General features: G+C 40.7%; 20 protein-coding genes. 5 read left to right on the top strand and 15 right to left on the bottom strand.

The window, feature by feature from the left end:
* Positions 1–3 precede the first annotated feature (3 nt).
* From ACYX4O_RS07035 to ACYX4O_RS07000, 8 genes are all read right to left on the bottom strand, one after another.
* Positions 4–897, bottom strand: a complete 894-nt coding sequence (locus ACYX4O_RS07035) for a carbohydrate ABC transporter permease (RefSeq protein ID WP_476355824.1) — start codon at positions 895–897, stop codon at positions 4–6.
* 104 nt (positions 898–1,001) lie between these two features.
* On the bottom strand, positions 1,002–2,339 hold the full coding sequence (locus tag ACYX4O_RS07030) for an ABC transporter substrate-binding protein (RefSeq protein WP_476355822.1): 1,338 nt from the start codon (positions 2,337–2,339) through the stop codon (positions 1,002–1,004).
* 214 nt (positions 2,340–2,553) lie between these two features.
* Entirely contained in the window at positions 2,554–3,564 is a 1,011-nt protein-coding gene (locus ACYX4O_RS07025; RefSeq protein WP_476355820.1) for a LacI family DNA-binding transcriptional regulator, read from the bottom strand.
* Between the two features lie 321 nt (positions 3,565–3,885).
* Complete coding sequence (locus ACYX4O_RS07020; protein ID WP_476355818.1) at positions 3,886–4,035, bottom strand: hypothetical protein; 150 nt, start codon at positions 4,033–4,035, stop codon at positions 3,886–3,888.
* A gap of 78 nt (positions 4,036–4,113) precedes the next feature.
* Complete coding sequence (locus ACYX4O_RS07015) at positions 4,114–5,604, bottom strand: MDR family MFS transporter (protein WP_476355816.1); 1,491 nt, start codon at positions 5,602–5,604, stop codon at positions 4,114–4,116.
* Between the two features lie 106 nt (positions 5,605–5,710).
* Positions 5,711–6,028, bottom strand: a complete 318-nt coding sequence (locus tag ACYX4O_RS07010; RefSeq protein WP_476355814.1) for a DMT family transporter — start codon at positions 6,026–6,028, stop codon at positions 5,711–5,713.
* Positions 6,028–6,375, bottom strand: a complete 348-nt coding sequence (locus ACYX4O_RS07005) for a DMT family transporter (RefSeq protein WP_476355812.1) — start codon at positions 6,373–6,375, stop codon at positions 6,028–6,030. Before ACYX4O_RS07005 ends, ACYX4O_RS07010 begins: the two co-directional genes overlap by 1 nt.
* Before the next feature lie 2 nt (positions 6,376–6,377).
* Positions 6,378–6,971, bottom strand: coding sequence for a TetR/AcrR family transcriptional regulator (locus ACYX4O_RS07000; protein WP_476355810.1), 594 nt, complete (start codon positions 6,969–6,971; stop codon positions 6,378–6,380).
* Between the two features lie 145 nt (positions 6,972–7,116).
* Here ACYX4O_RS07000 and ACYX4O_RS06995 point away from each other — a divergent pair, with 145 nt between their 5' ends.
* The gene (locus tag ACYX4O_RS06995) at positions 7,117–7,809 is read left to right on the top strand and encodes a hypothetical protein (protein WP_476355808.1); all 693 of its coding nucleotides are present in this window, start codon (positions 7,117–7,119) and stop codon (positions 7,807–7,809) included.
* Positions 7,810–7,887: 78 nt separating this feature from the next.
* Here ACYX4O_RS06995 and ACYX4O_RS06990 read toward each other — a convergent pair whose 3' ends face one another.
* The 3 genes from ACYX4O_RS06990 to ACYX4O_RS06980 form a co-directional block, all read right to left on the bottom strand.
* Entirely contained in the window at positions 7,888–8,394 is a 507-nt protein-coding gene (locus ACYX4O_RS06990; protein ID WP_476357033.1) for an S-Ena type endospore appendage, read from the bottom strand.
* A 346-nt stretch (positions 8,395–8,740) separates the two neighbouring features.
* Entirely contained in the window at positions 8,741–9,214 is a 474-nt protein-coding gene (locus ACYX4O_RS06985) for an S-Ena type endospore appendage (RefSeq protein ID WP_476355806.1), read from the bottom strand.
* A 214-nt stretch (positions 9,215–9,428) separates the two neighbouring features.
* Positions 9,429–10,649 (bottom strand): hypothetical protein, encoded by a 1,221-nt coding sequence (locus tag ACYX4O_RS06980; protein ID WP_476355804.1) that lies wholly within the window; start codon positions 10,647–10,649, stop codon positions 9,429–9,431.
* Positions 10,650–10,976: 327 nt separating this feature from the next.
* Between ACYX4O_RS06980 and ACYX4O_RS06975 the strand changes: the two genes are divergently transcribed.
* Positions 10,977–11,285, top strand: a complete 309-nt coding sequence (locus tag ACYX4O_RS06975) for a hypothetical protein (RefSeq protein WP_476355802.1) — start codon at positions 10,977–10,979, stop codon at positions 11,283–11,285.
* Between the two features lie 103 nt (positions 11,286–11,388).
* On the opposite strand, the gene ACYX4O_RS06970 is transcribed toward ACYX4O_RS06975, so the two are convergent.
* Positions 11,389–11,805: a universal stress protein gene (locus tag ACYX4O_RS06970; RefSeq protein WP_476355800.1), complete on the bottom strand. Its 417-nt coding sequence runs from the start codon at positions 11,803–11,805 to the stop codon at positions 11,389–11,391.
* A 330-nt stretch (positions 11,806–12,135) separates the two neighbouring features.
* Between ACYX4O_RS06970 and rlmN the strand changes: the two genes are divergently transcribed.
* The 3 genes from rlmN (at position 12,136) to ACYX4O_RS06955 (ending at position 15,409) form a co-directional block, all read left to right on the top strand.
* A complete protein-coding gene (rlmN, locus tag ACYX4O_RS06965) occupies positions 12,136–13,221 on the top strand; it encodes a dual-specificity RNA methyltransferase RlmN (RefSeq protein ID WP_476355798.1) in 1,086 nt (361 codons plus the stop codon).
* A gap of 125 nt (positions 13,222–13,346) precedes the next feature.
* Complete coding sequence (locus ACYX4O_RS06960; protein ID WP_476355797.1) at positions 13,347–13,955, top strand: TetR/AcrR family transcriptional regulator; 609 nt, start codon at positions 13,347–13,349, stop codon at positions 13,953–13,955.
* A 41-nt stretch (positions 13,956–13,996) separates the two neighbouring features.
* The gene (locus ACYX4O_RS06955; RefSeq protein WP_476355795.1) at positions 13,997–15,409 is read left to right on the top strand and encodes an MDR family MFS transporter; all 1,413 of its coding nucleotides are present in this window, start codon (positions 13,997–13,999) and stop codon (positions 15,407–15,409) included.
* A 730-nt stretch (positions 15,410–16,139) separates the two neighbouring features.
* Here ACYX4O_RS06955 and ACYX4O_RS06950 read toward each other — a convergent pair.
* The 3 genes from ACYX4O_RS06950 to ACYX4O_RS06940 all read right to left on the bottom strand — a co-directional run bounded on the left by ACYX4O_RS06950 (position 16,140) and on the right by ACYX4O_RS06940 (position 19,366).
* Positions 16,140–16,379, bottom strand: coding sequence for a hypothetical protein (locus ACYX4O_RS06950; RefSeq protein WP_476355793.1), 240 nt, complete (start codon positions 16,377–16,379; stop codon positions 16,140–16,142).
* Between the two features lie 238 nt (positions 16,380–16,617).
* Positions 16,618–18,609, bottom strand: coding sequence for an FtsX-like permease family protein (locus ACYX4O_RS06945; protein ID WP_476355791.1), 1,992 nt, complete (start codon positions 18,607–18,609; stop codon positions 16,618–16,620).
* Positions 18,599–19,366, bottom strand: coding sequence for an ABC transporter ATP-binding protein (locus tag ACYX4O_RS06940; RefSeq protein ID WP_476355789.1), 768 nt, complete (start codon positions 19,364–19,366; stop codon positions 18,599–18,601). The genes ACYX4O_RS06945 and ACYX4O_RS06940 overlap by 11 nt, the downstream gene beginning before the upstream one ends.
* Between the last annotated feature and the right edge of the window lie 60 nt (positions 19,367–19,426).

The raw sequence follows: 19,426 nt of genomic DNA, 5'->3' as shown, positions 1-19,426 counted from the left end.
TCGTTACCCCTCTTTCTTCGCGTTAGTTCGATACATGGATCGGAATGTAACTACAGAGAATAGGACAGTGATCAGGAATAGCGCATAAGCAATTGTCGCTGCATATCCATAGTTGTTATAGCGGAATGCTTGGTTATACAGATAAAGAACCATTGTGTTTAAGGACCCTTCAGGTGCCCCGAGACCATCAGTTATTAACATCGGTAAATCAAACAATTGCAGTCCACCAATAAGTGATGTAATCATGACATAAAGCATGATAGGTTTAAGTAAAGGTAATGTAATATGAATAAATGTCTGCCATCTGTTCGCTCCATCAATTAAAGCCGCTTCATAAAGTTCACCAGGTATCCCTGATACACCGGCCATAAGAACGATAAAGGTGTAACCAAACCACATCCACGTTAAGATCAGCGCTACAGAAATTTGAGCTGTCGCCGGTTCGTTCAACCAATTAATAGGATCAGAGATAAGGCCAATTTTCATTAAGAGCATATTGATCGAACCATGCTGCCAATCAAGCATAATGTTAAATAGAATCGCTACTGAACTAATCGTAATCAAGTTCGGTAGATAAAACACGGCTCGGAAGAACCCGAGTCCTTTAATGCGGTATCGTAAATCTGAGAATAGTGCTGCCAGGAACAACGCAATTCCAAGCTGCAGCGCAAAGTTTAATCCCCAGATCTTCCATGTATTAATGAAGGCTTCTAAGAAGTAGCCATCGGTTAATATTCGTGTATAGTTCTCGAGTCCAATGAACTCCGGTTTTCCATACCCTTCATACCTCGTAAATGTGTAATAAAAGGTCAGCAAAACAGGATAGATATTAAAAACGAGAAAGATCGCGAAAAATGGTGCGATAAAATAATACCCTTTGTGGTTTAACTTCTTCATTGGTATCCCTCTCTCTATCAGACTATCTACATAAGTGCCTTAAGTAGATTAGAGGTAGTCGCAGTTCACTCGGGAGACCGGACCACCTCTTCTATCCTTGCTTTTTATGGTGTCTTAATTTCCGGATAAGCATTTTTCACTTGCTTGTAGAACTCTTCAATTGCTTCTTCTTTCGTCTTCTTACCATCAACATACTCAAGTACCTGAGCCCCAAGAAGTGTATCAATTTGCTGATCATACTTCGTTACGATGCCTGGCTCGATCTTTTTCGCTTGATCCAGGAAGAACGTGTAGTTGTTTTGTCCGTTAAGGAATGGCTCGCTGAATTCGTCTTTGATCTTGTCATTCACAGGTTTGTAAGATAGCACGTCACCTGTTTCTTTCGCCCAATCTGTCAAGAATTCTTCATCATGGGTCATCATTTTTACAAAGTCCCAAGCTAAGTCTTTCTTCTCAGATCCGCTGTAAATACCAATCCACGTTCCACCCCAGAAATAAGGTACCGGACCAGTTGTTACGCCCCAATCGCCTGAAGTGTCTTCAGCGTTAGGCTTCAGCACACTGTGAAGACCCCAAGTTGGTAGTGCATAAGAGAATACTTCTGTCTTGTCACTTGCTGCCGCATCCTCATCTACTTCTTCCCATCCACCGTTATACGCGATTGGGCCACTCATAGAAGCGTTCCAAGATGGAGACCATTCTGGAGCAAATGCTGTATAATCTTTCTCTCTTAATTTCTTAGCATGATCAAAATAGTTCAGTTTCGCATCTGTCATGACCAATTCATCATCTTCATTTACCCAAGGCTGTGGATCTTCACCTTTTGCAAACCAACGAATCGCACCTTCATCAGGGAACAAGCGATAACCTTCAGCTTTTAACTGCTCGCCCACTTCGAAAAGCCCGTCCCAAGAAGACATCATTTCACCTAACTGACCTGGATCATCTGTACCTAGAACTTCTTTAGCAATACTACGTTTGTAGAAAATACCACCTGGCGTCGTTTGCCATGATAACGCTTTCACATTTCCTTCAGAATCTTTTCCTAAGTCGTATACATAGTCAATGTAGTCGCCTTCTAACTCATCCGCATTATAAGGCTCTTGAGATAAGTTTTCCCAGTAATCGCGATCTGTCCATTGCTTTAAGAATGCAACCTCACCTGTGAACACATCCGGTGCTCCAACTCCGCTTTCTAAAACAGGCTTAAGCTTCGTAGGATAGTCCGCAATCGGAACAATCGTTAATTCAACTTTTACGCCATTTTTCTCTTCAAACGTCTTGATCGGCTCTTTCAATTCATCCGTGAACGACCATACTTTCAATACGTCATCATCCTTCTCTCCATCACCCGATGCAGAACCTGAATCAGAACACCCAGCAAGTAGTGCTATACCTAAAGTCAACGTCAACAACAAAGACCAACTTAACCTCTTTTTCATCTTACTACCCCCTACAGAGATTTTATTAAAAAGGTACAATGACCTTCTCCTAACAAGTAATCGAAACCGGTTTCGAAATGTTTAAAAAAATATAAATCCAATTGAACGCGAAACCGCTTTCGAAAAAAGCTAAAAAATATAAGTTCTAACACGAAACCGCTTTCGATTCATTTTACAAAAGCTTTTAATGAAATCCATTAAAAGCCTCCCCTGCTTATGCAACAGGACCGGTACTCTTTCGAATGATTAACTCGACTGGTACCTTAGTACATGCTATATGACTCTCTTTACAATCAATTTGTTTTAATAATAGTTTCGCGGATTCTTGACCTATTAAATCGGTCTGTTGTCGAATCGTCGTTAAGGCAGGGTGGATGTACTGAGCAAGTTCGATATCATCATAACCCACTACAGATACATCTTCTGGAATCCGGAGTCCTTGCTCTTGAATGGCGTTTATGGCACCCATGGCCAAGCTGTCTCCTGCTGCATATACAGCAGTGGGTCGCTCGTTCAATTCAAGCAATGCCTTCATAGCTCTAGCGCCGCCTTCTATAGAAAAGTAATCCCCGTTGACAACGTACTCATCAGGTACTTCTAAATTTAAAGCTTTCATAGATTGATAGAAGCCTTTCTTACGCTGTTCCCCTGCAAAAGTTGATTCATGCCCTGCTATGTGGGCGATTTGTGTATGTCCTAGAGAATATAGATGATCAACCGCAAGACGACTTCCTTCATAGTTATCAGAATAAACCACGCTCGATTGATCACTACTCATATCTATGACAACGGTCGGAATCGGATCTTCAATCAATTCCTTTACTTGCTCGTCATCATATGTTGAACAAACAATGACTACACCATCTACACCACGATACCTGAAATGATCTAAGTAACTTTTCTTTTGATTACTAATATTTCTTGAAACAAACAGGAGATCGTAACCATCTATCTCTACCTCTTGTCTAAAGCTTTCGATTACTGCATTAAAGAACGGATGTTTTACACCGATCCCTAACGATTCGATGAACACTACTCCAATCGTCCAAGATTTTTTAGTTGTTAACGTTCTCGCATGAGAGTTTGGTAAATAGTCCATTTCCTCCACTGCAGCTTTAATCGCTTTCTTCGTCTTTTCGCTTACATCTGAATAATTGTTTAATACTTTTGATACAGTTGTGACAGAGAACCCTGTCTTTTTCGCAATATCATAGATTGTAACCATTAGGTCCACCTCATACTTTTCGAAAGCGCTTTCGTTACTTGTATTATAACCATTTGATGCTTTTAAAAGCAACCTGTTTTCTGAAAATTTTTTTGCTTTTCTCCATTTGTCACTATTTAGACGTTTTTGTTCATAATTTTGAGTCGTAGCGCGCTAGCTTGAGCCGTGGGCGGAGGGACTTGAGCCACGAACTCCCAACTCGAGCCGGCTTCTCGCTTTTCTGTTATCCCTCCCGGACTCGTTCGTAGAGCTCGAGCCGGTTTTCGCCCAACTTGAGCCGTCTGCGCAAGGTCTTGAGCCGGTCTCGCTTCACTTGAGCCTTTACACTCCTACTTGAGCTGTTATTTTCGCTTCTTGAGCCGTATTTTTCTTTACTTGAGCCGGTTCACCCACTACTTGAGCCGTGGACGGCGGGACTTGAGCCGCGGCAGCCCAGCTTGAGCCACCTCCCCCACTCGTGCCAGCCTCCAAACTTCACTACCCTCACACCCCAACAAAAAAGCAGTCCCCCTAGAGCATACACACCCTAAAAAGAACTGCTTCAAAAATCTATTCCGTTTCAGCCTGCACATCAGTGGCAACTTCTTGCTCTGGCGTAGCGCGTTGTACAAATAGCGTAACGATAAAGGCTGCAATTGCAAAGAAGAAGACAACCCAGTATACCAACTCAACCCCTGATACAAGAGCTTCTGCTTGGGTACTTGCTGTAGAAGGATTGGCCGCATTTTCTAGGTAGGCATTTTTACGTGACGTCATAATACCGATGAAGACCGAGATCCCGATTGCGCCTGATACAGGTTGAAGGGTGTTCATAATGGCTGTTCCATGTGGATACAGGTGCTTCGGTAATTGGTTTAGGCCGTTTGTTTGGGCTGGCATCATAATAGCCGATACCGATAGCATCAATAGTAAATAACACACGACAATGTAAGGAATGGATGTATCAAGTCCGATGCGGCTGTAGGCAAACATCGTACCACTTAATACAACTGTCGCTGGGATCATGAGTTTTCGTGGACCGTATTTATCAAATAATTTACCCATGATCGGTGACATTAAGCCATTTAACAGAGCGCCTGGTAGTAAGATAAGTCCGGCGGTAGCTGCTTGTAGTCCAAGTGCTCCTTGCATATACATCGGCAATATAATTTCCGAAGAAAACATAGATACCATAATAATGACAAACATCGTTAGGCCGAGCGTGAACATTGGATAACGGAAAACCCGTACATCTAATATGGGTTCCTCTAACTTTAATTGACGAATGGTGAACAGGATTAATGAGATGACACCAATAATAATAGAAAGATAGACCTTCGGAGCAAGGAAGCCTGCATCTCCTTCTCCTGCTAGGCTAAAGCCTAACACGACGCCACCAAAACCGACTGTCGATAAGACAATGGATAGGATATCAAGTTTTGGTTTCGTCACTTCGCCGACATTTCTTAAGAATTTAAGTGCAAAGGCGATTGAGAACAGAGAGAATGGAATGACAGAAATGAATAAGTATCTCCATCCTAAATGTTCAACGATGATCCCTGATAGTGTCGGACCAATTGCTGGTGCGAACATAATGACAAGGCCGACTGTACCCATAACCGCACCGCGTCGTTCCGGCGGGAAGATCAACAGGAATGTGTTAAATATAATTGGGATCAGGACACCTGTTCCGACTGCTTGTAGCAGGCGTCCCCCAAGCAGAATCGGGAACGTTGGGGCTACGGCACAAATGGCTGTACCTATTGTGAAAATGGTCATGGTTCCGATAAACATTTTTCTTGTTGTGAAGGATTGAATCAATAAGGCCGAAATAGGCGTCATAATTCCCATAACAAGCATAAAACCAGTTGCCATCCATTGAACGGTCGGTTCATTCACGGAAAAGCGGTCCATGAGTGTTGTTAGGGCAATGTTTAGTAACGTTTCATTTAATATCGCAAAAAACGCCCCGATGATTAGCGTAACCATCACGGGCATAACTTTAAAGTTCGGGTCATTAGCCAGAAACTCATAGCGCTTGTTTTGTTTTGTTTCATCCATGATGCGGTGTCTCCTTTTATCTTTTGTATTCCAAGTGACTATTCTATTACAAATAAGAGCTTTTGTGTTCCCTAACGCATTTATATTTGAAGAAACTTAACCCTTTTTACGTTGTTGTCATCTTTAGTCCAACAATTCCCGTCACAATCATCGTGATAAATAGAAGTCTTACCCACTCTCTTGATTCACGGAAGAAAATCATTCCGATAAGTACCGTTCCTACCGATCCTATTCCTGTCCAAATCGCATATGCTGTTCCAATTGGCAGTGTCTTAATCGCTTTTGATAATAAATAGAAGTTAATGACTCCAGCAACGATCATCAGGACCACATAGCTCTTATTCTTAAACCCGTTCGTAAGTTTCAAAAATGTAACTCCAGACACTTCGGCTAAACCTGCAACGATTAACTGAATCCATGCCATTATTGGCTCACCTCACTTGCTTCTGTATCTTCTTTCTCTGTCATTTTAAGTCCTATAATCCCAGTAATAAGGAACAGAACAAAAAAGACTTTCAATACACTAATCAACTGTGGCTCTGTAATAAACTCAATCACAACAGCCCCAACAGTCCCGATTCCTGTAAACACTGCATATGCTGTCCCAACTGAAATGGATTGCATAGCTTTAGAAATCAAGAAGAAACTGACCACAATCAATACTATTGTAATTAGACTCGGAACCATTTGAGTAAATCCCTCTGAAAGTTTCATTGTAAAAACCCAGACAACTTCTATTATTCCGGCTATAAGTATATACGTCCAAGCCATCTTTAGTCCTCCTCTACTTCAGGGGCGAACGATCGCCAAGTCATTTTCTTAACCGCTTCGACCCGTTTATCAAATTCGTTGTCATCATAATAACTGTACTCTACAAACAACCCATCAAGGATACATATAATCATTGCAAGTCCGGTATCCAGATCAATATCGCTGATTTCCTTCGCCTCAATGGCTACTTGTAGTTCCCTCTCTAATAATCCGTTAAATTGTTGCTCATACTCTAGTAATTTGGCCTTTAACCCTTCTTGAAATGCTTCAGGTGGAAACAAGGTCATCCGTCTCCACAACGTAGCATTAACATCATTCTCTTTATAAAACTGCACGTGCTGATCTATCATAAAATGAAGCCGATCACGAAAACTAAGCTGTTGCACTTCTTCCATTCCTTTTGAGAACTTCTCACTTTCATATTGGTAAGCACGATCAATGACCGCCCAAAAAATTTCTTCTTTATTTTTAAAATGGGAATAGATTGATGCCTTTTTCATCCCCACTCGATCCGCCAACTCAGAAAGAACAGTTCCTTCATATCCCCGAGTAGCAAATAAGCTTAGCGCTTCTGATAGAATTTTGTCCTTACTCACATACACCCCTCCTACCTAACGTTCGGTAGTTAGATTCTATATCACTCTCCTATTTTAGGTCAAGACATTCAATTATGGTTTAGTTTCCCAGAAAAAAGGTAAAGACCTAAAGATACACTATACCAAATAGAACGCGAGTGACACTATGACAGAGATCTTATTAAACCATATTCCTTCTTCATTGCTACATATCTTAACAGCTATGATTCTGACTCATTTATTCTTTTACCGAGTGAGTATGTCATACGGCCGACGGATCGGAACCATTTTTCTTGGTGGTGCGCTAGTGATGATTATAGATGTGCCGAAATTAATAGGGAATGTGTCGACTCATTCCCTATTTCTACTCCCATTCACAAGCCTTGCCTTAGCCTTATTAACGTACAAACTGTTGCCTTTCACCTTTTTTAGAAGGTGGCTTGGGATTGGGTTTCTATTACTTATAGCAGGAATCGGGATTGATTATCTGGGAAACGGGGCTCACGTTTTCTATCCTATAAACGAACATAATTTAGAGTATTCTCTTATTAAAAGAGACCTTTGGCTATTAGGTGGCTTGCTCTTACTCACCCTTTTCTCACTCTCCCAAAAGCTTTACGGGTGGAAATGGGTTTTAAGCGGGCTTATGGTTCTTTGCCTGTTACTAGGGTGGAAAGCTTACTCAAAGCACCAGCTCCAACAAACTCTAGATCAGCGTTACTCAGGTGAAGAGGTTGTTAGAATTACGACACAACCAGCTGCTTATGTAGGTTACAAATGGCGTTTCACTGTGTACACCTTAAATGATGTGTCTTATGGAGAAGCCATTGGTGGGAAAATTACTGAACTACATGAATAAAAGCGAGTATTCATCCCGATTATCTAGGGAGGATACTCGCCATTATCTTGAACGATTAAAGGGATAATTTGAAAAACGTTAGTAATCGTAGCATTCATGATTTGACATGTACTTAATTGTACAATATTCAAGGTCAAAGATGACTTCACCCACACAAGGACCAGTACTAGCCTGTTCTTGGCAATGACTTAAACAAATGATATCTAATGAAGTTAACTCTTCAACAAAAATGGAAACAGATGACCCAGGATTAACTGTAGCCACTCCATCTGTTCCACACTTGTCGGTCACACAGACTTTCATGGAGCATCCTGTAGTGAGATTCGATGTATTCTTTACGACCACCAACCCACTAAAATCAAGGTTCGCCCTACTGGTGAAATAGTTATATTTGCAAAAATCACATGGCTGTGAGATTGGCGCACAATGTTTAAAGCACTTAATATCTTCTTTTTTTCTGCAGAAATCAAAGCCTTTTATCTTTTTCGGACACTCTTTATGATGAGGCGGTTCACAACTTTCACGACAACACTTTTCACATTCATTACACTCTTCGCATCCGCAACAATTATATCGTTCGCACATATCATCTTCACACTCCTCATCACATGTGTGATTGTTGTGTGAATCACACTTGCCTTTGTCATGATACTTGAATACACGTTGGGTTAATCCGGGTGCTTCCACTCGATGCGTGAGCACTTTTGAGGGGTCATTTATTTCCTTGTATAGATCGCAATGTTTGAACCCTTTATAGGACATATCAAAACCTCCTACCCGCTGACTCCTGTTCTCTTCTATCACTATATGTATAAATTGGGCGGGCGTATGGGCGGATGGCTTAGGCCATCCGCCCATTTTTGGGTGTATGTACCGGTAATAGAAGTAAAAGAACCCCTGTCAAATGACAAGGATTCCTTTTCGCTCTTTTTTATAGACAAACTTTTGTAGCGCAGTATTCTAGATCAAAGATGACTTCTCCGCTACAAGTTGCTGGTACAACAGGATCTGTTTCAGTTGAGACACAAACAATATCTATTGAAACCAATCCTTCAACAAAAATCGGGATAGATGCTCCAGGAAATACAGTTGCAACATCAGAGTTCGTCCCTGCTCTATCTGTTACTCGAACTCTCATGGAGCAGCCACTTGTAGGGTTTCCTGAGTTTGTTACTACCACTAAACCACTGAATTCGAAGTTCGTTCTATTTTTAAAGTAGTTAACAAAATCAGTTGCAATAGGCTCAGTAGTAATGCAAGGCTGAGATATAGGCTGACACTGTTTAAAACAACGTAATTCATTTCTCTTCTTACATAAATTAAATCCTTTTACTCTATCTGGACACTTTTCATCAAAAAAACGTTGATTAGGTATTTCACACTTATCCCTTTTATGGTGTTTCATGTAGCAGTGATCCTCCTTTATATTCGTGCATGAGCATTCTTCCATGCAACCGCAATGGTTCTCTTCTCTATAATGATTCATCCCATTATCCTCCTTGAATATTAGGTTTTTCTCTCATTATCAATCTACGCTTTTACAGATGAGGATGTAAGGGCGAACTCCCCAACATCAACACCCAAATTTTCTTTTTTCACCTATGGTTGATCGTTGCTCCCTATATTGTCGGAGATATGTTTTGCTGAACTACTGTAAAGGCACTTATTGCACATAAGGAGAATACATAGATCTTTCCTGGATCGTTGAGATCGTCTAAGAAATAAGCCAGGCAATCCTTGACGTTTAATACGTATATAGAAGAAACCGCTGCCGATTGTCCCTTTACAAACACATTCAACTCTAATCCATAGTTTGCTGTACACTCCAGCTCTTTCCCAATCTCTGAAGCACAACAAGGACAGTCACATGCTTTCTTCTTCTTTTTCTTTTTACAGCAATCCTCATCGTGCTCTTCTATTTCGTTTGCTTTCTCAAATAAAAATTCATAAACGTTGGGTTCTGTTCCATCGGTATCTGTTGCGGAAATACCGGCAACATCACATAGTTGCACGGTTGTATTTGGAGCAACCGGGATTTGGTCAAAGTCTCGGAACCTTAATATAGAACAACCTACTACTTGGTTGATCACTTGTTCTATTATTGGATTATTTAAACCAATGGTGGTACTAGAATAAATATCTATAGCTTTATCTGCTGGGACTGTTATAGTGGATTGAAATTGCTGCACATCTTTTAATAAATCAGCAAGGTTTTGAACACAACAATCACAGTCTTTACCACAATTCATTTCTCTTCCGTCCACTTTATCCCGCCCCCGATCACGGTGTTTCTTTTTCTTAAGCCCATCAAATACTTCCTCAGTGAAAACAATAGTCGGTTTACAATCTCCGCATTTAACGTCCATCTTTACTCCGTCAACATTAATGTCGGTAGGAGTTGAGATCGATTGATTATTCTCCATGGATTGATCACCATGGCGTTGAGCTTGTAATTGATCTCCTTGTTCTTGATCTTGATCTTCCGTTTGATCTTGGTCTTGTTCTTGGATTTGGATTTCGTTTTGTGCTTGGATTTGGGGGCCTTGCATCTGGTCTTGCTGTTGATCGCCTTGCGTCTGTCCTTCTAATTTTTGCTCTTGATCTTGGTCTTGATCTTGAATTTGCCCCTGAAGTTGGTCTTGGATTTGAGGGCCTTGATCTTGTTCAGGTCCCTCCTGCAATTGTTTTTGCTTCTGATCTCCAACCGATTGGCAATGAGGGCTTTTATCACTAATAGACTTATTTGAATGTTCTTCTATCGTCTGATTACATGTACAGTATTGTTTCTGGTTGAAACAATTCTTACATTTTCCATAACCGTCGTGAGTGGAGTAGCTCATAACATGTCACCACCTTTCAACCCATCATATGTAAGCAAGAGTCTACTCGTATGGACAAATTGATTAGTTTTACCAAAAGAAATACTAATAAATATGGAACTCATACAATTAAATTTCTGAGACTTGCCTTAATTACTAGAATGGTTGCATGTTCCCCTACTTGTTCCATGTTTAAAAAAACAAAATTTCTTATTATAGGCAGGGGCACACCCTTATCTTTATAGGGAGAATACATATATATTCATATGACTAAACACGGAATAAACTCCTGTATCACCATCCAAAACGATTTTAACGAAATGCCCGAAAGAAGAAGGGGGTTAATAAATGAAGAACCAAAAAAATTATTCGTTTTCGTTAAACAGAAATGTAATCAGAAATAACACGAAGGAAAACATTTCTATTAACAGCGAGGATCTAGAAAGTGAAGAAGTTGAATCAATTAAAGCATCAATGGATGAAATAAAGGCCAACCTAAAAACACAAAAAGAAGATTTTAAAGAGAGAATGAAACAACATTTAATCAACCAGAAAAAAAGCATTAAATCTACGACAAATAACGTTAAAGCTACAATAGAAGATTCTAAAAAGAAAATGCAGGAAACTATAAAAGAGACCAACGATGATGACAACTAATCTTCTCTCTTTTAAAGACACTACAAAATGAATATAAAAAAAACGCTCAGGCTTTGAGCGTTTTTTTGCTGATTTGTTATCAAGTTATTCATGAGGTCATTCTTTATTTTATTACCATAACAGGCGCGTCCACTCGCTTCACGACTTTATGGCTGACGCTTCCTAGAATCATCTCCTGCAATGCATTGTGACCACGGCTCCCAATTACGACACAGTCATAATCGTTTTCGTTTGCGAACTCTACAATGGTAGGACCCGGTTCACCGTGCAAGATGTAAGTGTTAAAGGAAACGCCTTCTTGTTCTAAAACCTCTTGGACCGACCTTGTCTTTTCTTTTCGCTTTAATTCAATTTCATATTCACTCATATTATGAAGAACATCTTGTTTTGACTTGTTTCCGTCTACAACATAGACAATCTCAACCGTTCCATCGAACTGTTTGGCTAAGGCTGCTGCATGCTTTGTTGAGCGTACAGAATGGTCTGATCCATCCGTTGCTAGTAATATTCTTTTATACATTGTCGTCACCCTTTTTACGATCAAGTTTAGTGTGGTATGTGTAAGGCCATCGTTTCTATCCTATTCGTAGGGTACCTCTTTGATAAACGCGTGAAACATATGCATGGTTTACTATCTCTAGCGGTTAGACAAATTCCCCCATTAGCATGTATAATGTGTCTGTTTCTCAAATTCTGTGAAATAAAAGTGTTTTGAAACCTAAGACGTAAGGCAAAATATAAATAAGAACACAATTGACTCAAAATTATGATAGTTCACTTGCTGGTTGTTTACTACCCGCAAATAGACTACTATAGGAATAGCGATTTTTTTAAAAGGAGTTAACTATATATGAAACAATCCATTTACGGATTAACGTTTGAACAACTGACGGATTGGATTCAAGAACATGGTGAGAAGAAGTTCCGTACGAAACAAGTATGGGACTGGCTTTATCAGAAACGTGTAACAGATTTTTCTCAAATGAAAAACGTCAACCAGTCTTTGATTGATTTGTTAGAATCTCATTTCACTCTCGGAACGTTAACAGAAGAGATTAAGCAGGAATCACAAGACGGCACGATTAAATTTCTATTTAAACTAGCCGACGGAAACGTCATTGAAACGGTTCTTATGCGCTTTAACTACGGCCTTTCTGTCTGTGTTACAACGCAGGTTGGTTGTAATATCGGCTGCTCATTCTGCGCAAGCGGAATTTTAAGTAAGAGCCGTGACCTTACAAGCGGTGAGATCGTTGAGCAGATCATGCAGGTTCAGCACCACCTTGATACCAAAGGAAAAGATGAGCGCGTGAGCCACATTGTTGTTATGGGTATTGGTGAACCATTTGATAACTACGATAACTTAATGGACTTCCTAAGAGTCGTAAATGATCAAAAAGGTCTTTCCATCGGAGCTCGTCACATTACCGTCTCCACAAGTGGAATTGCACCGAAGATGTACGACTTCGCAGACGAAGGCATTCAAGTGAATCTGGCGTTATCTATTCACGCACCAAACAACGATTTACGCTCTAAGATTATGAAGATCAACAAAGCGTACCCATTAGAAAAACTAATGCCAGCTATTGATTACTATCTAGAGAAAACGAATCGACGCATTACGTTTGAATATATCTTATTGAAAGACGTCAATGACCATAAAGAAGAAGCTGAACAGCTCGCTAACTTACTAAAGGATAAACGTCACTTATCTTACGTGAACTTAATTCCTTACAACCCAGTAGCCGACCACCCATATGATCGAAGTGAGAAGGAAGCCATTCTTACGTTCTATCAAACGCTTATGGATCGTGGAATAAAATGTGGTGTCCGTACAGAACACGGAACAGACATTGACGCAGCTTGTGGTCAACTTCGCAGTAAGCAAATCGAGAAAGAAAAAGCACGCAAAAAGAAAAAGCTACAAAACAGCTAACCAACACGAGGCCATGTGCCTCGTGTTTTCATTTGCATTTTTGTTGACGTATGACACCGCGTCATATATAGTAGATCAGGTCGTCATGTGACACGGTGTCATATGTATGCACAAGGAGGAGAAGAATGCCGAAACCAACGTTCTATAATTTGAATGAAGAGAAAAGGGAAAAGCTGATCGAAGCAGCTAAAGAGGAATTCTCTCGCGTTTCTCTATATGAAGCATCTATATCTAATATTCTTAAGAAAGCTTGCATTCCAAGAGGAAGCTTCTATCAGTATTTCGAAGATAAGGAAGATGCGTTCTTTTACTTATTGAATGAACACGCCAAGGATCAGCATGAGAACTTCTTACAACGCTTGAAAGATCACGAAGGCGACATGTTTAAAGCTATGGAGGATTTATTCCAATCAGCTCTTCATCACTCGCAAAAAGAAGGTCAGAATAACTACCTTCGAAACGTTCTTTTAAATAAAAACTATAAGATTGAAAAAGAAGTGACCAGATATATTCGTAAGGGCTCAGATGACTCCAGATTTACACAAGTGAGTAAACTCGTAGACATGGATCGTTTGAACATTAAGGACACCGAGCAGCTCTATCACGTCTTTGAAATTTCCATTGCCATTACGTTCCATAATCTTGTGCAATGTCTTTCAAATGACTATACAATTGACGAAGCCATGTCGAAGTACCAAAAAGAAATAACCATTATTCAAGCAGGACTTCATTAGAAGACACTAACGAATCACTACAAAAGAAAGAAGGGAACATTGTGGTTAACACACAAGATACAACACAAAAAGAAGAACCAATTAATAAAGTCCCCCTTATTATTGTGCTTTTATCAGGCGCATTTGCGGCCATTTTAAACCAAACATTACTCGCCACTGCACTGCCAAATATTATGGCAGACCTTCATTTAGAAGCGAGTACAGCTCAGTGGCTTACAACGATCTTTATGCTCGTAAACGGCGTGATGATCCCGATCACCGCCTTCTTAATTGGACGATTCACAACAAGGGGTCTCTTCCTAACGGCTATGGGACTCTTCGCATTCGGAACGCTCATTTGCGCCATTGCGCCAAACTTCCCGCTCTTAATGGTAGGACGGATCCTACAAGCATCTGGTGCAGGAATTATCATCCCTTTAATGCAAACCATTCTATTTATGATTTTCCCAATTGAAAAGCGCGGTGCGGCAATGGGAATGTTTGGTCTTGTCATTTCATTCGCTCCTGCGATCGGGCCTACATTGTCAGGTTGGCTAGTCGACCAATTCCCATGGAGAAGCTTATTTTACGTGATCTTACCGATCGTCATTTTAGATTTCATTCTTGCGTATTTCATTCTTAAAAACGTAACAAAACAAACATTTCCTAAACTTGATATCCTTTCGATTATCTTATCTACATTCGGTTTTGGCGGAATTCTTTACGGGTTCAGCATTGCCGGGGGAGAAGCTGGGTGGAGTAACCCTCAAGTCCCTATATCCATGCTGATTGGTGCCGTTACTTTAACCTGGTTCATCTTACGCCAAAGACGATTACGTGAACCAATACTTGAATTTAAAGTCTTTCAGTATAAAACGTTCACACTTACAACAGTTCTTGGTATGGTCGTATTTATTGCCTTGATCGGTGCTTCTACTGTACTACCGTTATATATGCAACAAATGCTAGGATTTACAGCACTAGAATCTGGGTTAATGCTCTTACCTGGCGCTCTTATAATGGGCTTCAGTAATCCAATTACAGGTCGTTTATTTGATAAATTTGGTGCTAAATGGTTAGCCATCACCGGATTAATCATCCTAGTCGTTACAACGTTTATGTTCACGGACTTAACAGCTCAGACATCATTTATGTACCTGACGATCGTCAATGCATTCCGTATGCTTAGTGTGGCCTTGGTTATGATGCCTGTTACAACAGCCGGTATTAACCAACTGCCAGAGCACCTCATTTCACACGGAACAGCCATGAATAACACCATGCGCCAAGTATCAGGCGCTGTCGGCACGGCTCTACTTGTAACCGTAATGAGTACAGCAGCGCGACCAAGTAACGGAATCGAAGGTCTTGTTCACGGCGTGAACGTCTCCTTCATCGTTGCCGGGATCTCTGCTATTATTGGCTTAGTGTTGTCGTTCTTTATTAAGCGACCGAGCGTGTTAGCAGCTTCATAAAATTTAGTAAGAAAGCGCAAACTGTCTACCTATGGGCAGTTTGCGCTTTTTGTATTTGGAGTAGATGTGGTGGAGCTTTTGTGGCGGGTGTTCCGGCATTTTGGGCAGGTGTTCCGACACTTGAGGAGGGCTTCGTGACGCTTGGGGCGGGCTTCCTGACGCTTTGTGCGGGTGTCTCGACACTTGGGGCGGGCTTCCTGACGCTTTGTGCGGGTGTCTCGACACTTAGCACGCACGTCCCGACGCTTGGGGCGGGCGTCTCGACTCTTAGCACGCACGTCCCGACGCTTGGGGCGGGCTTCCTGACGCTTTGTGCGGGTGTCTCGACACTTTAGGTGCGCTTCCCGACACTTGGGGCGGGCGTCTCGACTCTTAGCACGCACGTCCCGACGCTTGGGGCGGGCGTCCCGACACTTTAGGCACATGTCCTGACACTTGGGGCGGGCGTCCCAACACCTGGAGCGGACTTCCTGATGCTTTGTGCGGGCGTTCCGACACCTGGAGCGGACTTCCTGACGCTTTAGGAGCGCGTCGTGACACTGCGTACGCGCTTTCCGACACTTAGTGCAGGCGTCTCGACACAAATGAAGTTGGCAGTCATTCATATTATTGCAAATATGGAAAACATCACGCTCTCTCCCAATGTCTCTTACCTGCTTAAGAAGTTCAGATTTTTCGTCTCTGGGATTTGGTTGGCTACGTGAGTATGGAAAAACTTACCGATCTAAAACTAAAGAAAGTCCGTTAGAGCCGCAGCAGAGCATATTGCAGCTGCAACAACTTGTAGATATCCTCCATAACCATAATTGCCTTCTTTTATATTTTGAATCCCATTTAGCAACAAGAAGATCGACAAATAGAGGAACAAAGCATAGTCGGGTAAAGATAAATTCTCGATGAAAAAATGATAGATAGCGACACTAACTGATATAATCGCTAAAATGATATTGATTTTCTTTAAGAATTCCAAAAAAATCATCTCCTTTTTCACACTAGTTTTGTAAGTTTTTTCTTGGCTAAAGTGAGTTCAACAATAGAATTCCTGTAAGGCAATTAACGTTAGATCGCAAACGTAAATAACGATAGTGTAACATATAATTCCATATTTAGGGTATAACATCCTTCGCGACCTCTTTCAGATTATTAAAAAAGGAAGCAAACAAAAAAATCCCTGGTAAGCTTATCTAAACTCACCAGGGCTACTATCGTTACTTTACAATCGATTTATATCCAGAATAGGTTGCAAGAAAGTACCCACCATACACGATTACAATGACACCAGCTGTAATAAACGATGGCAGGAGGACGCTTGATTGACCAGCTGTCAAGAGTGCGTCGTTAACTACCTTTATGCCAAAAATAGAGTGGATGATAGCTAGGCCTAAAGGCATCATGAAATAAACAAAGACTTGCTTAAATATGGACTGATGAATACCTCTTTGAGTTACCCCAATCTTCTTAAGCATAGAATAGCGTTCCATATTCTCACTTGCTTCTGATAGTTGCTGAAGAGCGAGTATGGCTGCGCTTGATATGAGGAAGACGATGCCAAGATAAACTCCAATATAAACCACCATAGTCGATGTTCCATTTGACTGTTCATATGTTTCTGCCTTGGTTGCACCAAGCATATAAGTAGGCAGGTCCCCTCGTTCATTTAAGGATCTTCTCAACTCAGGAATCTTCTGATTTGCCGTCTCTTCTTTCCCTTCTGCATACTGGACATTAACGGTCACCTTGAATGCCGGCAATTGGTCTGCCTTTTTATCTGGTAATACAACCGTCATGAATTCTGTAGCAATGCCATCGGTTTTTGTAGAGAGAAAACTCACCCCTTCTGTAGCAATTGGATAACTCTCTCCCGCAACGTCAATTTGTTCATTCTGATTTGTGAATTGCTCAATAGTGTCTATCAAATCTTTACGATTCGTTAAGATTAGAACTTCATCGTCCCTAAGAGATACCGGGGCTTCACCTTGCATTTTAACCAGCTCTTCATAATCAGATTGCTTAATAACATCCAGGTCCACGCCACGATCTTGCTCTAAAAATTCATTCGATTCACGGGATGCGTATGGTTTCAAATAGCTTCTGATGGGTTGATCTGTTCGATGACGAGTGAACAATATCGTTTCCCCGTATTGTTGAAGATTTTGATCGGCTAAAACTCGCTTCAGACCGTCTACTTCGTTATCCTCAATGAAACCATACAACGTAGCATCGTATGGAGTCGTTTCATCTAAATCCTTCTCCAAACTTTCTTTCAAACTAAAGCCTGTAGATAAAACCCCAATTGTAAAGAAGAGCATTAAGCAAATGATGGTCATTGAAATAAAAGTAGAGTTTACTTTACTATTGATTTGGCGTAAGACGAACATATTAATATGTTGATAGTACAACTTTTGATTCTTCTTTAGAACATTTAAGAGGAACCCTGACAAAGAAAAGAAGAAAAGGAGTGTTCCGGCTGCACCAAGGGCAATACTTACCCATAAAAGCGTGTTATCGTAAAACAACCCATACTTTAACATCATTCCATAAGCAACCCCGAGAAGAATAAGCGAGATCACAAAAAACATGATTGCAGTCGATGTCTTTCTGAGCTTTAACTTTTGATTTCTTTTAGAAGCAGTCAATAAATCAATTAGTTTATATCGATTCATTACAAAAATATTAAAGAACATCACAACCAAAAAAATGATCCCAAAGTAGATAATAGTCTTAATCATGGCTTCGGGTGAAAAAACAAATTCGTACGCCTTCAAATCGACCTTAAATAAAGCTGCTGTGAGGACAGATAATCCCTGAGATAGAAGCGTCCCAAGCCCGAGGCCAATCGCAAGAGACAATAATCCAATTAGAAAGGTCTCTACCACCAGAATTCTAGAGATATTATACTTACTCATACCAAGCGTCATGTACATACCTAATTCCTTCTGACGTCTCCTGATTAGGAACCGATTCGCAAATAAGATTAAAAACGCTAATACCACTGAGATAAATACAGAGATAGCACCCATTATGCGCATAAGTTCATCTATCATATCCGACTGAGTAGAGGACAAATCAAGCATTGCTTTTTGAGCAGAAATCGAATTGAAACTATAAAAGAGACAAACGGCAAACGTAATCGTTAAGAAATAGATCGCATAGTCTTTGAAGCTCCGCTTTACGTTTCGTAAGGATAGTTTAAAATACATCGTCCGCGTCACCTCCGAGTAACGTCACGACTTCCATAATTCGATTAAAGAACGTTTTTCTCGTATCCTGACCCTTAACGAGTTCATTAAAGATCTTGCCGTCCTTAATAAACAAAATTCGGTTGGCATAGCTTGCTGTGAAAGCATCATGCGTGACCATCAAAATCGTGGTATCTAAATCTTGATTAAGCTTCTCAAATGATTCGAGCAAGAGTCGTGAAGACTTGGAATCAAGCGCTCCTGTTGGTTCATCAGCTAAGACGAGCGATGGATTTGTAACAATGGCACGGGCTGAAGCTACACGCTGCTGTTGACCTCCTGACATTTCATATGGAAACTTATTTAACACAGAAGAGATTTCTAATTTCTCGGCTGTCGCTTGCACTTTGGAGGTAATCTCAGAAGGTTTTTCCCCTTGAATGGTAAGAGCTAGAGCAATGTTCTCGAAAGCTGTTAGCGTATCAAGTAAGTTGAAATCCTGAAAGATAAACCCTAGTTCATCACGACGAAATTTCTCCAAGTGTTTCTTCTTTAACTTCGTAATATCCTGAGAGTTAATGGTGATATGGCCCGTTGTTACCGTATCAATTGTTGAGATACAGTTTAAGAGCGTTGTTTTCCCACTCCCTGAAGGTCCCATAATCCCAACAAAGTCTCCTTTTTCCACATCAAATGATAAATCATCAAGCGCCTTGGTCACATTCCCTTTATTTCCAAAGTACTTCTCTATATGTGAAGCTTGCATAATTGATGGCATCGAATCTCTCCCTCTGTTGATTTGTATCTCAATCTTACATTCTCTTCCCTATCTTCACCT

The sequence above is a fragment of the Pontibacillus sp. ABV4_188 genome (assembly GCF_056311905.1).
Note: the sequence above shows the minus strand (reverse complement) of the source record. Positions and strands in the feature narration are given on the sequence as shown.

Excerpts from the sequence above, each read along its gene's own strand:
- ACYX4O_RS07035 (WP_476355824.1), bottom strand. The coding sequence starts at position 897 with ATGAAGAAGTTAAACCACAAAGGGTATTATTTTATCGCACCATTTTTC.
- ACYX4O_RS07030 (WP_476355822.1), bottom strand. The coding sequence starts at position 2,339 with ATGAAAAAGAGGTTAAGTTGGTCTTTGTTGTTGACGTTGACTTTAGGT.
- ACYX4O_RS07025 (WP_476355820.1), bottom strand. The coding sequence starts at position 3,564 with ATGGTTACAATCTATGATATTGCGAAAAAGACAGGGTTCTCTGTCACA.
- ACYX4O_RS07015 (WP_476355816.1), bottom strand. The coding sequence starts at position 5,604 with ATGGATGAAACAAAACAAAACAAGCGCTATGAGTTTCTGGCTAATGAC.
- ACYX4O_RS07010 (WP_476355814.1), bottom strand. The coding sequence starts at position 6,028 with ATGGCATGGATTCAGTTAATCGTTGCAGGTTTAGCCGAAGTGTCTGGA.
- ACYX4O_RS07005 (WP_476355812.1), bottom strand. The coding sequence starts at position 6,375 with ATGGCTTGGACGTATATACTTATAGCCGGAATAATAGAAGTTGTCTGG.
- ACYX4O_RS06995 (WP_476355808.1), top strand. The coding sequence starts at position 7,117 with ATGACAGAGATCTTATTAAACCATATTCCTTCTTCATTGCTACATATC.
- ACYX4O_RS06990 (WP_476357033.1), bottom strand. The coding sequence starts at position 8,394 with ATGTGCGAACGATATAATTGTTGCGGATGCGAAGAGTGTAATGAATGT.
- ACYX4O_RS06985 (WP_476355806.1), bottom strand. The coding sequence starts at position 9,214 with ATGAAACACCATAAAAGGGATAAGTGTGAAATACCTAATCAACGTTTT.
- ACYX4O_RS06980 (WP_476355804.1), bottom strand. The coding sequence starts at position 10,649 with ATGAGCTACTCCACTCACGACGGTTATGGAAAATGTAAGAATTGTTTC.
- ACYX4O_RS06975 (WP_476355802.1), top strand. The coding sequence starts at position 10,977 with ATGAAGAACCAAAAAAATTATTCGTTTTCGTTAAACAGAAATGTAATC.
- ACYX4O_RS06970 (WP_476355800.1), bottom strand. The coding sequence starts at position 11,805 with ATGTATAAAAGAATATTACTAGCAACGGATGGATCAGACCATTCTGTA.
- rlmN (WP_476355798.1), top strand. The coding sequence starts at position 12,136 with ATGAAACAATCCATTTACGGATTAACGTTTGAACAACTGACGGATTGG.
- ACYX4O_RS06960 (WP_476355797.1), top strand. The coding sequence starts at position 13,347 with ATGCCGAAACCAACGTTCTATAATTTGAATGAAGAGAAAAGGGAAAAG.
- ACYX4O_RS06945 (WP_476355791.1), bottom strand. The coding sequence starts at position 18,609 with ATGTATTTTAAACTATCCTTACGAAACGTAAAGCGGAGCTTCAAAGAC.
- ACYX4O_RS06940 (WP_476355789.1), bottom strand. The coding sequence starts at position 19,366 with ATGCCATCAATTATGCAAGCTTCACATATAGAGAAGTACTTTGGAAAT.